16 protein-coding genes are annotated in these 13,366 nt (G+C 70.6%); 7 read left to right on the top strand and 9 right to left on the bottom strand.

All coding sequences use genetic code 11. From position 1 onward, the window contains the following. Positions 1-93 precede the first annotated feature (93 nt). A complete protein-coding gene (locus E4V99_RS17185) occupies positions 94-534 on the top strand; it encodes a hypothetical protein (RefSeq protein WP_135118018.1) in 441 nt (146 codons plus the stop codon). A 15-nt stretch (positions 535-549) separates the two neighbouring features. On the opposite strand, the gene E4V99_RS17180 is transcribed toward E4V99_RS17185, so the two are convergent. Continuing rightward, entirely contained in the window at positions 550-1,239 is a 690-nt protein-coding gene (locus tag E4V99_RS17180; RefSeq protein WP_135118017.1) for a hypothetical protein, read from the bottom strand. Positions 1,240-1,452: 213 nt separating this feature from the next. On the opposite strand from E4V99_RS17180, the gene E4V99_RS17175 reads away from it, so the two are divergent. Next, the gene (locus E4V99_RS17175; protein ID WP_135118016.1) at positions 1,453-1,737 is read left to right on the top strand and encodes a hypothetical protein; all 285 of its coding nucleotides are present in this window, start codon (positions 1,453-1,455) and stop codon (positions 1,735-1,737) included. 139 nt (positions 1,738-1,876) lie between these two features. Here E4V99_RS17175 and E4V99_RS17170 read toward each other — a convergent pair whose 3' ends face one another. From E4V99_RS17170 to E4V99_RS17160, 3 genes are all read right to left on the bottom strand, one after another. Further along, the gene (locus E4V99_RS17170) at positions 1,877-2,347 is read right to left on the bottom strand and encodes a hypothetical protein (protein ID WP_135118015.1); all 471 of its coding nucleotides are present in this window, start codon (positions 2,345-2,347) and stop codon (positions 1,877-1,879) included. Between the two features lie 147 nt (positions 2,348-2,494). Then, a complete protein-coding gene (locus E4V99_RS17165; protein ID WP_167747790.1) occupies positions 2,495-3,067 on the bottom strand; it encodes a CGNR zinc finger domain-containing protein in 573 nt (190 codons plus the stop codon). A 56-nt stretch (positions 3,068-3,123) separates the two neighbouring features. Continuing rightward, positions 3,124-3,780 (bottom strand): LysE family translocator, encoded by a 657-nt coding sequence (locus E4V99_RS17160; RefSeq protein ID WP_135118013.1) that lies wholly within the window; start codon positions 3,778-3,780, stop codon positions 3,124-3,126. Positions 3,781-3,869: 89 nt separating this feature from the next. Here E4V99_RS17160 and E4V99_RS17155 point away from each other — a divergent pair, with 89 nt between their 5' ends. Next, positions 3,870-4,262 carry an ester cyclase gene (locus tag E4V99_RS17155; protein WP_135118012.1) on the top strand — a complete coding sequence of 131 codons (393 nt, stop codon included), beginning with the start codon at positions 3,870-3,872 and terminating at the stop codon, positions 4,260-4,262. A gap of 7 nt (positions 4,263-4,269) precedes the next feature. Here E4V99_RS17155 and E4V99_RS17150 read toward each other — a convergent pair whose 3' ends face one another. Both E4V99_RS17150 and E4V99_RS17145 read right to left on the bottom strand, forming a co-directional pair. Continuing rightward, the gene (locus tag E4V99_RS17150) at positions 4,270-4,728 is read right to left on the bottom strand and encodes a MarR family transcriptional regulator (RefSeq protein ID WP_135068044.1); all 459 of its coding nucleotides are present in this window, start codon (positions 4,726-4,728) and stop codon (positions 4,270-4,272) included. Further along, a complete protein-coding gene (locus E4V99_RS17145) occupies positions 4,725-5,603 on the bottom strand; it encodes a VOC family protein (RefSeq protein WP_135068042.1) in 879 nt (292 codons plus the stop codon). Before E4V99_RS17145 ends, E4V99_RS17150 begins: the two co-directional genes overlap by 4 nt. Before the next feature lie 243 nt (positions 5,604-5,846). Here E4V99_RS17145 and E4V99_RS17140 point away from each other — a divergent pair, with 243 nt between their 5' ends. Then, positions 5,847-7,244, top strand: a complete 1,398-nt coding sequence (locus tag E4V99_RS17140) for an NAD(P)/FAD-dependent oxidoreductase (RefSeq protein ID WP_280790890.1) — start codon at positions 5,847-5,849, stop codon at positions 7,242-7,244. Here the strand turns inward: E4V99_RS17140 and E4V99_RS17135 are convergent. Beyond that, positions 7,172-8,089 carry an alpha/beta fold hydrolase gene (locus tag E4V99_RS17135; protein WP_135118010.1) on the bottom strand — a complete coding sequence of 306 codons (918 nt, stop codon included), beginning with the start codon at positions 8,087-8,089 and terminating at the stop codon, positions 7,172-7,174. The genes E4V99_RS17140 and E4V99_RS17135 overlap by 73 nt on opposite strands. Before the next feature lie 51 nt (positions 8,090-8,140). Then, positions 8,141-9,568, bottom strand: coding sequence for a PLP-dependent aminotransferase family protein (locus tag E4V99_RS17130; RefSeq protein WP_135118009.1), 1,428 nt, complete (start codon positions 9,566-9,568; stop codon positions 8,141-8,143). A gap of 83 nt (positions 9,569-9,651) precedes the next feature. Between E4V99_RS17130 and E4V99_RS17125 the strand changes: the two genes are divergently transcribed. Then, positions 9,652-10,488, top strand: coding sequence for an EamA family transporter (locus E4V99_RS17125; protein WP_135118008.1), 837 nt, complete (start codon positions 9,652-9,654; stop codon positions 10,486-10,488). An 81-nt stretch (positions 10,489-10,569) separates the two neighbouring features. Continuing rightward, positions 10,570-11,403, top strand: a complete 834-nt coding sequence (locus E4V99_RS17120; protein WP_135118007.1) for an MBL fold metallo-hydrolase — start codon at positions 10,570-10,572, stop codon at positions 11,401-11,403. 18 nt (positions 11,404-11,421) lie between these two features. On the opposite strand, the gene E4V99_RS17115 is transcribed toward E4V99_RS17120, so the two are convergent. Then, positions 11,422-11,883 carry a VOC family protein gene (locus E4V99_RS17115; protein ID WP_135068032.1) on the bottom strand — a complete coding sequence of 154 codons (462 nt, stop codon included), beginning with the start codon at positions 11,881-11,883 and terminating at the stop codon, positions 11,422-11,424. A 98-nt stretch (positions 11,884-11,981) separates the two neighbouring features. Between E4V99_RS17115 and E4V99_RS17110 the strand changes: the two genes are divergently transcribed. Beyond that, on the top strand, positions 11,982-12,956 hold the full coding sequence (locus tag E4V99_RS17110) for a WYL domain-containing protein (protein ID WP_135118006.1): 975 nt from the start codon (positions 11,982-11,984) through the stop codon (positions 12,954-12,956). Positions 12,957-13,366 lie beyond the last annotated feature (410 nt).

Genomic DNA, 13,366 nt, shown 5'->3' with positions numbered 1-13,366 from the left:
GGCATCGTCGTTTCGGTCACGATCGGAGAAGCACCCGGCGCCGGCGGCCCCTACCGTGAGAGCCAGAACCACGACCGGAAAGGATGGCCCGCCATGGCCAAGACCGACACCTCCGACGGATTGAGCGCACAGGAGCGCGAAGCGGTGAAGCAGCGTGCGAAGGAGCTGCGCGCACAGGAGAAGGCCGGCAAGAACCGCGCTGCCGGGGAGAAGGCCGTCCTCGAGGCGATCGCCGCACTCGAACCCGAGGACAAGGCGCTGGCGGAGGGACTGCATGCCGTGGTGAGCGAGGTCGCCCCCGAGCTGGTCCCCAAGACCTACTACGGCATGCCGGGATACGCCAACGACGAGGGCAAGATCGTCGTCTTCATCCAGCCGGCGCGCAAATTCGGCACGCGCTACGCCACGATCGGGTTCGAGGATCGCGCGCACCTGGATGACGGCGACCTGTGGCCCGTCGGCTTCGCCGTGCGCGCATGGACTCCGGCGGTGCAGGCGAAGGTCACGGAACTGGTGGGCGCGGCGGTGCACTGACCCGATGCGCGTCGGTCACTGCGCGCCCTGGACCCGAAGGTATGACGGCTGGCGCACGCGCTCCACCCACCGGTAGGTGCCCGCGCCGGGGAGCGGATGGCGCACGGAGTCGAACCGGAGCTCGCGGTCCTCCTGGTCGGCGGAGGGCCGCAGTGCCGCCTCGGCGAAGGGATGCCACCGGCCGCGCGGCGTTGCGAAGTACAGGCGCACGCGCCACGGCTCCTCGCGCAGGGCGGCGGCCAGATCGGACGTCGACGCGGGTAGGGGACGCCTCCGGGCACTGCGCGCGCACACGAGGATCGGCCCGCGCGACGACCGGTAGGGCAGGAGGCTGCCGAACGTCGCGCCGGTCGGGGTGTGCCGGGGGACGAGGAGGAACCGCGAGGGGAATCCGATCCCGGTCGAGGCCAGCTCCAGGTCGACCGTGCGCCCGCCCGCGCTGGCGCGCAGTGCCAGTCCGATGACATCCGGCAGCCGAGCCGGTAGCCCCACCGCCCTCGACAGGCGGGCGACGACGCCCACAGGATCCGGCGGTGCGTCGTCGATCCACGAGATGCCGGATGCCGCGGCAGCCCCGAGCCACGTCAGCTCGCCTTCCAGGACGAGACCGCGGGTGTGGATGGGCCGGGGGCGCCGGAAGCGGAGGATGAGCGTGAACAGTCCGCGGAGGGCGGTGCCGACGACGTCGGCCGAACGAGCGAGCATCCCGCCATTGTCGGCAACGGGGCCGGTCCGCCCCGCCCCATCGCCGGGGCGGGGCCGGACCACTACGATGCCCCACCGGTACCCGACCGCGGAGATTTCTCCTGACGCTTCCCTCCGAAAGCAAGGGCGGAGGCGACATCCATGCGTACTGATTAGCTCAACGGGGCCGCCAAACGCGCGCCAGCACCCGAAAACCCCAAAAGGACACCATTCATGAGCAATACCTCTCTCGCCGCCCGCACCCCCCGCATCTCGACCGAGACCAAAGCCGCGTTCAAGACCACGGAGTTCATCGCGTACGTGGTGATCCTCGCGGGGATGTTCATCGCGTCCCTCGTCGTGGACAACGGTGACGACGGCCAGGGGTTCGGAGCCGAGCAGGTCTGGCTGTACGCCACGCTGCTCACCATCGGCTACATGATCAGCCGCGGACTGGCCAAGTCCGGCAGCCGTGAGTACTACGACCGCGAAGGCCGTGAGGCCGGCAACGGCCGCTGAGCCCAGCCCGGGGCGGAGATCTCGCCCCCACGGATTGAACGAAGGTCCCCTGCACTCGCAGGGGACCTTCGTCGTCCTTCAGGCGCGACATCACCTCCGGCGCGGCGCCGGGAGGCGGACCACATGTCGGGCAGGCGGATCAGCGTTCGGGTCCGTCGTTGTGGCCCGGAGCGCCGCGATCCGAACGGGTGTTTTCGCCCGAAGCTCCGCGATCGCGGCCCTCCCCGTCGACGAAGGGGTCGACCTTGTCGGCCTTGCGCAGCGTTTCGGCCTGCTCGTCACGGCGTTTGGCGGCGTCGGCGGCGTGCTGGTCGATGTCGGCGGCGCGGCGCTGCGCGTCGACGTCGGCCTGGGCCGCCTGGGCCTTGGCCCGCTCGGACTCCGCTTGCGCCGACGCGGTGTCGGCGCGGGCCTGCGCGAGTTCTGCCTCGTGCCGACGCGCGCCCAGGTCTGCCTCTCTCGCCTGGGCGCGCAGTTTCTCCGCCTTCTCGTGCTGCGCGTGCTGGCGCCGTTCCCGCCGTCCCTTCGCGGTGGCGACCAGGACGACCGCGATGATCGCGATCACGACGACGACGGCGACGATGATCCAGATGAGGGCTGTCGTGTCCACAACTCCTCCTTCTCGGTATGGCGCCGCAGGAAGGGGTCGGCGCGTCGACCACCAGGGAACCCGATGCACCGCGGTCTCCAGAACCGCCTTGCCGTCAGGCGCGCGGTGCGCTATCCGCAGCGGGTGGCCTCTCCCGGGAGGGCGGGCTCACTGCGCAGAACGCGATGCGGCGGCGCGCCTGGCGCGGTACGCGCGCGTGCGGGCGCGGTTCTGGCACGTCAGCGAGCAGTACTGCCGCCGGCGTCCGGGGGAGGAATCGACGAAGACGTCGACGCACGCATCGCCCAGGCACGTGCCCAGGCGGCTGACGTCGGGATCGCTGCGCAGGTGATGGAGGAGCGCGAGCGTGGCGGCCGCCAGCAGCGTGCGCCCAGGGCGGCAGGTGCGCCACTGCTCGCGCACGTCCCATTCCCGCGCCGTCATTGCCGGGGTCAGTCCCGCCTCGGCGATCACCGTGTTGAGTCGATCGGCGCACTCGCCGCCGGATGCTGCGGCGAAGACCGGGTGGAGGAGATTGGCCGTCTCCACCAAGACCTTCTCCTGCGGCGCTGCGCGGTGCGCCCAGAAGGCGGTGTCCTCCTGGCCGAGCGCGTCGGCAGGAGGGTAGGGAGACGCGGATTCGCCCGCTGCCGAGCGCGGCGCGTCGCCGTACTCGTTCACGATCCGTATCAGCAGGGGGAGGGGGAGCGCCTCCACCACCGCGGAGGTCTGGTCGGTCATCGGTTCCCCCTCTGTCACGGCTGATCGGAGGCTAACACGTGACGATGGCGCAGGCGTCACCGCCCGACGGCGCCGGAGACGACATCGACCACGACCGTCCCGAGCACCAGGGCGGCCAGGGCCAGGTAGACGCATCCGCTGATCACGGACAGCACCCGCGCCTTCGTGCCCCGCCCGGACAGGAAACGCCCGAGCAGGCCGCCCAGCGATGCGTACACGACGTCGACCACGAACCCGATGACGACGAACGACAGGCCGAACGCCAGCAGCTGCAGCGTGGGGTTGCCGGCGTCGGCGTCGACGAACTGGGGGAGGAAGGCGAGGAAGAAGATGACGATCTTGGGGTTGGTGAGGTTGACCACCATCGCGCGCCAGAAGTTCCGGCCGGTGGATGCGGGAGCCGGGGCGGCGGCGGCGTCGGCAGCGCGCAGCGCGCCGATCCCGAGGTGGATGAGGTAGGCCGCACCGAGCAGGCGGATGATCACGAGGGCCGCGGGGGCGGCCGTGAGGAGCGCGCCCAAGCCCGTCACGGCGACGAGGGTGTGCACGGTCATCGACACCGCCATCCCGGATGCCGCCACCGTCCCCGCCCGTCGTCCGTCGCGGAGGGCCACGGCGCCCAGGTACACATGGTCGGGACCGGGGACCACCGCGATGAGCAGCGTCGCGGCGAGGAAGGCGAGGTACACCGCCACCGGGATGTCCAGGATCATGGCGTCAGTATGTCACGCATGGATGACATTCAATGCGTGACGGTTCGCCTTGCAAGCCGGGCCGGCCTGGCCCGTGCCGATAATGAGGGGTGGAGTCGTGGCAGATGCGGGAGTGGTACGCCGACTACCTCGACGCCGCCAACCGGCACGACCTGGAGGCGATCCGCTCGTTCGTGCAGCCCGCTGTCCGTCGCGCGCACCTCCCCGGCGGAGCGGATGCGTGGGTGGAGGAGATGGTCGACCTCTTCCATGCGTTTCCGGACTGGCGGTGGCGGCGCATCCAGCTCCTCGTCGAGGACGATCGCCTCGCGGTCCACCTGCGGGGGAGCGGCACGCACGGCGGAGTGTTCCAGGGCGTCGCCCCCACCCGCCGGCACGTCAACGTGGCGGAGTTCGTCATCTATCGCGTGGCGGATGGGCGCATCGCCGAGGCGTCCGGATCGGATGTGAGGGCCGAGATCCTCGCGCAGCTCGCCGCGTAGCGCGCCGTCAGCGGTCGGCCACGTCCGGATTCTCGCGGTCGAGCAGGGCGATGATGCGGGCGCTGAGGTCGCCGAGGGCCGCTGTGCCCTCACCGCCCAGGCCGTCCAGGAGGGGGTCGCGGATCTCCCGCCGCTGCCCGCGCAGGACGGTGCCCACGAGCAGCCGTCCCTTCCGCGTCAGGGTCGCCTCGAAGGCGCGCCGCCCGCCCGTGACGGGGCGGCGCGCGACGAGCCCCTGACCCTCGAGCGCGGTGATCGCATGGCTGATACGGCTGGGGGAGAAGCGGAGCGACTCCGCGAGGCTCTTCAGGCCGAGCGTCTGATCGTGCGCGGCGCTCAGGAGGACGAGCATCTTGAAGTGACCGTGCGAGATGCCGCCGTCGCGCTGGGCCTGCCGTTCGAGTGCGGTGTCGAGGAGGTGCGTCGCGAGCATGAGGTCGCGCCATGCCTCGGAGGCGCCGGTCACGAGGTGGCCGAGGGGGCCACGGTGAGGCTGACGTCGTTGGCCCAGGGGTCCTCGAAGTGCACGCTCCCGCCGTCGTCGCGCACGGGGACCCGGTAGTGCCGGAGCCGTTCGGCCAGCGCGCCGGCGTCATCGGAGGTCGGCAGTTCGAGGTCCACGCGGCCGAGCCCCAGGGTGCGCTGCCGGCGACCCGCGCCGCGGCTGTTCCACACGTTCATCGCCATGTGATGGTGGTATCCACCGGCGCTGACGAACACGGCCTGGTCGCCCAGCGCGAGCGTGACGTCGAACCCGAGGGTGGTCGCGTAGAAGTCGCGCGCCGTCGCGACGTCGCCGACCGACAGATGGATGTGCCCGACGCGGGCGTCTCCGACCGCCTCCCCGGCGAGTCCGCGCTCGTCCAGGTGCTCCCGCAGATAGGCGTTCGGATCCAGGAACAGCGTGGACATCTCGACCTGGCCGTGGATCCAGCTCCACGTCGTGCGGTCGCGGTCCCAGTACAGCTCGACGCCGTTGCCCTCGGGGTCGTCGAAGTAGAAGGCCTTGCTGACCAGGTGGTCGCTGGACCCGGTGAAGGAAGCCGGGCGCAGCCGGGCGACGGAGTAGACCGCGGCGGCCAGCGCCGCCTCGGTGTCGAAGACGATCGCCGTGTGGAACAGGCCGGCCTCGCGCGGCCCCGCGTGCCGCAGTTCGGGGGTGTGCACGAGCACGACGACCGGCCGTCCCGAGCGCCCGAGGGTGACACGCGGTCCCGTCTGCTCCATCACCGCCAGCCCGACGCCGTCCCGGTAGTACGACGTCATCGCGTCGAGGTCCGCCACGTTCAGGGTGACCGCCCCCATCGCCGTATCGGCGGCGAGGGGTGTGCTGGTGCTCATGGCATCCTCAACTGATTTGAACGCTCAACTATTCCGACCGCCCGCGGGCGCACGAGAGGCGACCTGGTAAAATCGTGAAAGTCGCTGCTTTTACCATGCAGTGATCGATTCCGCAAGAGTCCCATCGCCGACCCGCCGATGGTGCGCGGAACGGATTGCCCACCACGTCGGTGCGCCCTGCGGCATCCGCCGCGGATCTTGCCGCCGTCGTCGCTCAATGGCCCCGGCCAGGATAGGAACGGTTTGACTTCTCGCGTCGCAATCATCGGAGCCGGACCCAGCGGAATGGCACAGCTTCGGGCTTTCGAGTCCGCTCGACACACCGGCCGGGAGATGCCCGAGATCGTGTGCTTCGAGAAGCAAGCCGATTGGGGCGGGCAGTGGAACTTCACGTGGCGCACCGGCATGGATGCGCACGGTGAGCCGGTGCACTCGAGCATGTACCGCAACCTGTGGTCCAACGGGCCGAAGGAGGCGCTGGAGTTCGCCGAGTACACCTTCGACGAGCACTTCGGGCGTCCGATCTCGTCGTACCCACCGCGCGCCGTGCTGTGGGATTACATCAACGGCCGCGTCGAGAAGAGTGACGTCAAGCAGTACGTGCGCTTCAACACCGTCGTGCGCTGGGTCCAGTACAACGAGGACACGAACACCTTCAGCGTGACGGTCCACGACATGGCCGCCAATCGGACCGAGACCAGCGAGTTCGACTACGTCGTGGTCGGCAGCGGACACTTCAGCTACCCGAACGTGCCCGAGTTCGCCGGCATCGAGACCTTCCCCGGGAGCCTCCGCCACGCGCACGACTTCCGCGGGGCGGAGGCCCTCGCCGACAAGGATGTCCTGCTGATCGGCGCGAGCTACTCCGCCGAAGACATCGGCGTGCAGGCGTACAAGATGGGCGCGCGCTCGGTCACCTTCAGCTACCGCACCCAGCCGATGGGATTCGACTGGCCCAAGGGCATGCGGGAGGTGCCGCTCGTCGAGCGCTTCGAAGGATCCACCGTGCACTTCAGCGACGGGACCAGCGGCGAGTTCGACGCCGTCGTGCTGTGCACCGGTTATCTGCACCACTACCCGTTCCTGCCCTCGGACCTCGCGCTGGATTCGCCCAACTGCCTCTACCCCGACGGCCTGTACCGCGGCGTGGTCTCCGAGGCCAACGACCGGCTGTTCTACCTGGGCGCGCAGGACCAGTGGTTCACCTTCAACATGTTCGACGCGCAGGCGTGGTTCGTCCGCGACGTCATCCTGGGTGATTTCGAGCTCCCCGGCCCGCAGGCGCGTCGGCAGGACATGGATGCGTGGCGCCGGCGGTTCAGCGAACTCAACGGACCGGCCGACGAGATCAGGTTCCAGGCCGACTACATCCGCGACCTGATCGAACTGACCGACTATCCGATGTTCGACCTCGACGAGGTCGTGCGGATCTTCCTGGCCTGGAAGCACGACAAGCAGGTGAACATCCTCGGGTACCGCGATGCCGTCTATCCGTCCGTGATGACGGGAACGATGGCCGCTGTGCACCACACCCCGTGGCTGGCCGAACTGGACGACAGCCTCGAGCGCTACCTGTCCGAACCGGAGCCGGACGACGTCGACGGCCTCGTCGACTCGCCCGGTTCGGTCGACGCGGCGTAGTGCGGTGTCGCGGGAAGGGTGGCGCGGATCTCCTGCGACACCCTCTCCGCGGCGAGCTCGGGAAGCCAGTGCCCCTCGTCCACCTCGACGAAGCGGTACGGCGCGTGCACCCAGTGCCGTGTGAGCTCGGCGGCGCGTCGCCCGAGCGCCTGGTCGCCGTTGCCCCACACGTACGTGGTCGGCACGTGCACACGCGAGCTGCCCCGGCGCGGCCGGCGCCGGTCGGGCAGCGACATGCCGCGATACCAGTGCAGGGCCGCGCGGAGGGCTTTCGGTTGCGACAGAAAGCGCTGATACTCCTGGGCGATGGGGGCCGGAAGCCCCGACGACTGCAGCAGGCGCGCGAGGCGGGGCCGCAGCACGGCCTCGGGCAGCCACGGCAGCTGGAAGAAGGCGATGTAGAGCGACCGCAGGCCCTGCGTCGAGGAGAGCAGCGAACGCAGCATCGCGCTCGGATGCGGCGTGGAGAGCACGGTGATGCCGTTCAGTCGCTGCGGAGCGGCGGTCGCCAGCCGCCACGCGACGAATCCGCCCCAGTCATGACCGACGACGTGCACGCGGTGGCTCCCGAGCGCGTCGAGCAGGGCGAGCACGTCGCCGGTGACGTCGGCGGCGCGGTAGTCGCGTCGGCGGTACGGTCGCGCGCGGGGGGAGTAGCCGCGCTGATCGAACGCGATCACCCGGGCGCCGCCGGCCTCCAGCAGCGGTGCGACGGCGTCCCACGTACGACGGGATCCCGGGAATCCGTGCAGCAGAACGATCACCGGTCCGTCGATGGGCCCGGTGTCGGATACGTCGAAGATCAGGCCGGCGTGACGGAAAGCGTGGACGCGGGAAGTGCGCATGGCCCATCCTGACCGGCGGCGCCGCGGACGCTGGAGGGGGTTGCGTTCCGGTCAGGGCTGCACGCCTGCGGCGGCGGCGAGGATGCGGACACCGTCGCGGATGCGGGCTTCGTCGACGTTGCCGAAGCCGATCACGAGTGCCGGCGCGAGGGGCTCCGCCGGTCGACCCTCTGCCGAGAACCGGTATCGGCCGAGCGTGTTGACCACAACGCCCAGAGTTGCGGCGGTCGCGGACACGGCCCGCTCGTCCGCCCCGGCGGGAAGCTGCAGGACGGCGTGGCATCCGGCGGCCAGTCCGGTGAGCCGGCCCGGCTCGAAGGCGCGATCGACCTCCGCGGCCAAGACGTCGCGGCGGGCCCGATACACCTCCCGTGCGCGCCGCAGATGGCGATCGAACCGTCCCGTCTCCATCAGGAGCGCGAGCGCTTCCTGGTCCAGGCTCGGGGCTCCGCGACTGGTGAGCTGCTTCTCCTCGATGATCCCGTCGCGCCACTGCGGCGGCGCGAGCACCCATCCCAGTCGGAGCGCCGGCGCGAGGGTCTTGCTGACCGAGCCGAACGCGATGACCCGGCGAGGGTTCAGTCCCTGCAACGACCCGACGGGTTGCCGGTCGTATCGGAACTCCGCGTCGTAATCGTCCTCCAGGATCACCCCGTCGACCTCTTCCGCCCACGCCATGAGGTCGCGCCGTCGCGACGGCCCGAGGGCGACGCCGGTCGGGCATTGGTGCGCCGGCGTCAGCAGCACGGCGCGTGCACCGGTCTCGCGCAGGCGGCCCACATCCAGCCCCTCCTCGTCGACGGGAACCGGCACCGCCTGCAGGCCCGCCCGCTGTGCGATGACGTCGTGGTCGCGCGGTCCGGGATCCTCCAACGCGATCGCGTGTGTGCCACGCCGGGCCAGCGTCGCGAGCGCGAAGGTCAAGCCCTGCCGGAAGCCCGCGACGATGACGGTGTCGTCGGTGGTGGCGCTTCCGGCCCGGACGCGGCGATGGTAGGCGGAGACGACGTCGCGGAGATGCCGCCATCCGGCCGGGTCGTCGTCGCCGAGCGCAGCCGTCGGCAGCGTCGAGGTCGCCTTCGACACCGCCCAGCTCCAATCCGACAGGGGCACCGTGCGCAGGTCGGGGATGCCGTACTCGAAGTCGATCGGTCGAGGTGACACGGCCGACACCGGGTCGGCAACGTGCCCGCTCACCTCCTCGGACGACGGTGTCGCCGCCACCCGGGTGCCGGAACCGACCGTCGAGAGGACGTAACCTTCGGCGAGGAGCTGCTCGTAGGCCTCGACGACGGTGCCGCGGGCGACTCCGAGCAGGGCGGCCAGGCGCCGAGTCGACGGGAGTCGTTCGCCGGAGACGAGTCGCCGCTCACGGATGGCGGCCCGAAGGTGAGCCTGGATCTGGCTGCCGAGGCCGCCCGCGTCGCGGTCGAGGAACACCAGAAGATCCGGACCGCCGCGCGCCCACTCCACTGTCATCGGCCCATTACAGCCGAATGGTCCAGTCCACGGACAGAGAAGCGGACCTTCACCCCGGACCGCCCGGACGGCAGAGTCGATGCATGAGCCTCGGCATCCTCCTCGGCCTCGCCTCCGCCGTGGCGTACGGTGCCTCGGATTTCGTCGGCGGGCTCGGGTCACGCCGGTACACCACCTGGCAGGTCGTCCTGGTGGGGCAGACCGCCGGCGCGGTGGTGATGGCCGCGGCCGGGGCGCTGCTGCCCGGCAGCCCGGTGCCGACGGACTTCGCGTGGGCGGTCGTCGCCGGGGTGGGCTCGGCGGCGGGCAGCATCTTCCTGTACCGCGGGCTCGCGCGCGGCCGGATGGGGCTGGTGGCTCCCATCTCGGCGCTGGGCGCGGCGATCCTGCCCGTGCTGGCGGGCGCCGTCCTCGGGGAGCGGCCGGGATGGCTGGCCTGGGCGGGGATGATCGTGGCGTTGCCGGGAATCTGGCTGGTCGCCCGCGATGCCTCCGCGCAGCCCTCGGCGATGCGGGGTGCCCTGGTCGACGGCACGCTGGCGGGCGTCGGCTTCGGAGTCCTCTTCGTCGCGCTGGCGCAGATCTCCGATGACGCCGGCCTGGCGCCCCTCGCCCTCAATCAGCTGACCGGCGCGGTCCTCACCGTCGTGACGGCGGCCACCCTGAGACAGGTGTGGCGCCCTGCGGTCGGAGTGCTGGGGTGGGGGAGCGCTGCCGGTGTGCTCGGCGCCTCCGGCACCCTCGCCTTCTTCATCGCCAGCGGCACGACCGGACTGGGCATCGCGGGAGTGCTCGCCTCCCTGTACCCCGCGGTCACCGTCCTGCTGGCCGCCGGATTCCTGAGGGAACGAGTCGCGCGCAGTCAGCGAGTCGGCATCGTGGTCTGCATCCTCGCCGTCGCCGCCATGGCGTTCGGCTGATTCCCCGTCCGCCCTCGAACAGGAGACGAAGATGACACACCCCGAACCCCGGCCGGCACGGTCGCACACGGAGGGCCGCTCATGCTGACGCAGATCGCCGACGGCGTCTTCGTCTCCGAGAGCGAGTTCCTCCAGAGCAACTCCGTGGTCGTTCGGGGCCGGGACGGTGTGCTCGTGGTCGATCCCGGGCTGACGGACGACGAGATGACGCAGCTCGCCGACGACATCCGCGGGATGGGACAGCGGATCGTCGCCGGGTTCGCCACGCACCCCGACTGGGATCACGTCCTGTGGCACCCCGCGCTGGGCGACGCACCCCGCTACGGCACGGCGCTGTGTGCCGCCACGATGGCGGAGCTGCTCGCACAGCCGGACTGGCCGGCGCAGGTGGCTGCCGGCCTGCCGCCGGAGTACGCGGATCAGATCCCGCTCGAGCTGTTCGGAGCGATCACCGCGCTGCCCCGGGGTGCCGAACGCATTCCGTGGGAGGGCCCCGCGATCCGGATCATCGAGCACCGGGCGCACGCCAGAGGTCACGCGGCGCTGCTGGTGGAGGAGGGCGGTGTTCTGATCGCGGGCGACATGCTCTCCGACATCCTGATGCCGTTCGTCGACGTGGATGCCGATCAGCCGCTGGAGGACTACCTCGCGGCGCTCGGGCTGTTCGAGGAGGTGGCCGAAAAGGTGGGAGCCGTCGTTCCCGGCCACGGATCGGTGGCCTCCGGGGACCGGCTGCGCGGCCGGATCGCACAGGATCGTGCCTATGTGGAGGCGCTGCGCGCCGGCGATCTCCCGGTCGATGCGCGGGTGGGAGAGGCGGCGCCAGTTCCCTGGCTCGCGGACATGCCTCGCTGGCAACTGCAGCGCCTCGCCGAGCGCGCCGATCGGCCGCCGCAGGATCACGCCGGATCCTGACGGCGGCCGGAGGGACGCCTACTCCGCGCGGTCCGCCGCAGCGACGTCGAGGATCCACGTCACGCCGAAGGTGTCGGTGAGCATGCCGAAGCCGGGGCTCCACGCCGAGGCCGCGAGCGGTTCGACGATCGAGGCGCCGGCGGACAGCGCGTCCCAGTAGCCCTTCACCTCGTCCAGGGTGTCGCCGCGCACGGAGACGAAAAACGGCTGGTCGGTGACGGTGACGCCGTTCTCCCGGCGGGTGGCGCCCCCGGTGGCTCGCGTGGCCGGCCCCGGGATGTCATACGCCATGATCCGGAAGCCATCTTCGCTCTGCAGGCTGCCGAACACGACGTTCTCGGCGCCGGGCGCATCGGCGGGCATACCGACGTCGCGGTAGGTGGCGATCGTGAGGTGACCGCCGAAGACGGACTGGTAGAACTCCAGGGCCGCGCGGGCCTCGCCGTGGAGATTGAGGTGGGTGGTGGTCTCGATGGGCATGGGTGCTCCTCCTCGGTACGCCGGACCTGTGCCGGCTGTCTCCACCGTGACAGGAGTAGAGGTCAGTTCCGGTCCTACACACGAACTACTCTCGAGACGTGCCCACCACCACTGCCCGACTGCTCGACCTGCTATCGCTCCTGCAGGCGCGACGGGACTGGCCGGGCGCTGTGCTGGCCGATCGGCTGGGGGTGAGTCACCGCACCGTCCGCCGCGACGTGGAGCGGCTGCGGGAGATGGGGTACCGCGTTCAGGCGGCGATGGGTCCGGACGGCGGGTACCGCCTGGAGGCGGGGAGCGAACTTCCGCCCCTGCTGTTCGACGACGAGCAGGTCATCGCTCTCACGATCGCCCTGCAGGCAGCGACGGTCACGGGCGCGGGCATCGAGGAAGGCGCGCTGAAAGCGCTCGCCGCTGTCCGCCAGGTCCTGCCCTCGCGCCTCCGCCACCGACTGCAGGCGGTCGAGTTCACCACCGCCGCACGCACGGGGGATGCTCCCGCTCCCGCGGTGGCTTCGGAGGTGCTCGTCGCCGTGTCCGATGCCGTCCGCGCCCGTGAGGTGCTGCGGTTCGATCAGGCCGACGCGGGCACCCCCGTGACGGGCCCGGCGCCACCGCGGCGAGTGGAGCCGCACCACCTCGTCGCTGCCTCGGGCCGCTGGTACCTGGTCGCGTGGGATCTCGACGGCGACGAGTGGCGCATCTTCCGCGCCGACCGGATCACTCCGCGCACCCCCACCGGTCCCCGCTTCTCGCCGCGGGAGGTCCCCGGTGGTGACGCATCGGAGTACGTGTCGGCGCGCTTCAAGGGCTCGTCCGCGGCGAACGCGTGGCCCTGCACCGGCAGTGTCGTCCTGCACCTGCCGGCGGGGGACGTCGTGCCCTTCGCCGGGGATGGTGCCGTCGAAGCGCTCGGTCCCGACCGGTGCCGGTACACCGCCGGGTCGTGGTCCTGGGTCGCGCTGGCCGCCGCGCTGGGCCGTTTCGACGCGGAGATGGACGAGGTCGACCCGCCGGAACTTGCCCGCGCATTCACGCGGCTCTCGGCCCGCTACGAGCGGGCCGCACACTGAGGGCAGGGCCGCGACACGCCCGGGGTGCGCCCGAGTTGCCGGGCTCGACAGGCGCGTCGTAAGCTATTGATCGTTCGCCCCACAGGGAAGCGGAGAGGCCGAGAGCCTCACCCCCCTCAAGCGGAGAACAGCCTCCCTTCTGATGAACTCTCATTGAGAGCTCGTGCCCTCGGGCGTAGAATGGAGGTACCCGCTCCGGAAGCCCGTCATGGAGCGCCGTTCGGTGACGTCTGATCGTCACGGAGGCGCTAATTTGACAGTCTGATCGAGTGGGTCTAAGATAGAGAAGTTGCCCTGCGGGCGAGGCTGGAAGGCTGAGTAGCAGGAGCATCCGATCCTTGAGAACTCAACAGCGTGCACTTGTCAAATGCCAAAAAACCTCGCGGTCAGCTTTGCTGGCCGGTGAGATT

The sequence above is a fragment of the Microbacterium sp. dk485 genome, from assembly GCF_004570445.1.
In the GTDB taxonomy this organism is placed as follows: domain Bacteria; phylum Actinomycetota; class Actinomycetes; order Actinomycetales; family Microbacteriaceae; genus Microbacterium; species Microbacterium wangchenii.
Note: the sequence above shows the minus strand (reverse complement) of the source record. Positions and strands in the feature narration are given on the sequence as shown.

Excerpts from the sequence above, each read along its gene's own strand:
- E4V99_RS17160 (WP_135118013.1), bottom strand. The coding sequence starts at position 3,780 with ATGATCCTGGACATCCCGGTGGCGGTGTACCTCGCCTTCCTCGCCGCG.
- E4V99_RS17165 (WP_167747790.1), bottom strand. The coding sequence starts at position 3,067 with ATGACCGACCAGACCTCCGCGGTGGTGGAGGCGCTCCCCCTCCCCCTG.
- E4V99_RS17135 (WP_135118010.1), bottom strand. The coding sequence starts at position 8,089 with ATGCGCACTTCCCGCGTCCACGCTTTCCGTCACGCCGGCCTGATCTTC.
- E4V99_RS17180 (WP_135118017.1), bottom strand. The coding sequence starts at position 1,239 with ATGCTCGCTCGTTCGGCCGACGTCGTCGGCACCGCCCTCCGCGGACTG.
- E4V99_RS17120 (WP_135118007.1), top strand. The coding sequence starts at position 10,570 with ATGCTGACGCAGATCGCCGACGGCGTCTTCGTCTCCGAGAGCGAGTTC.
- E4V99_RS17185 (WP_135118018.1), top strand. The coding sequence starts at position 94 with ATGGCCAAGACCGACACCTCCGACGGATTGAGCGCACAGGAGCGCGAA.
- E4V99_RS17145 (WP_135068042.1), bottom strand. The coding sequence starts at position 5,603 with ATGAGCACCAGCACACCCCTCGCCGCCGATACGGCGATGGGGGCGGTC.
- E4V99_RS17125 (WP_135118008.1), top strand. The coding sequence starts at position 9,652 with ATGAGCCTCGGCATCCTCCTCGGCCTCGCCTCCGCCGTGGCGTACGGT.
- E4V99_RS17130 (WP_135118009.1), bottom strand. The coding sequence starts at position 9,568 with ATGACAGTGGAGTGGGCGCGCGGCGGTCCGGATCTTCTGGTGTTCCTC.
- E4V99_RS17175 (WP_135118016.1), top strand. The coding sequence starts at position 1,453 with ATGAGCAATACCTCTCTCGCCGCCCGCACCCCCCGCATCTCGACCGAG.
- E4V99_RS17115 (WP_135068032.1), bottom strand. The coding sequence starts at position 11,883 with ATGCCCATCGAGACCACCACCCACCTCAATCTCCACGGCGAGGCCCGC.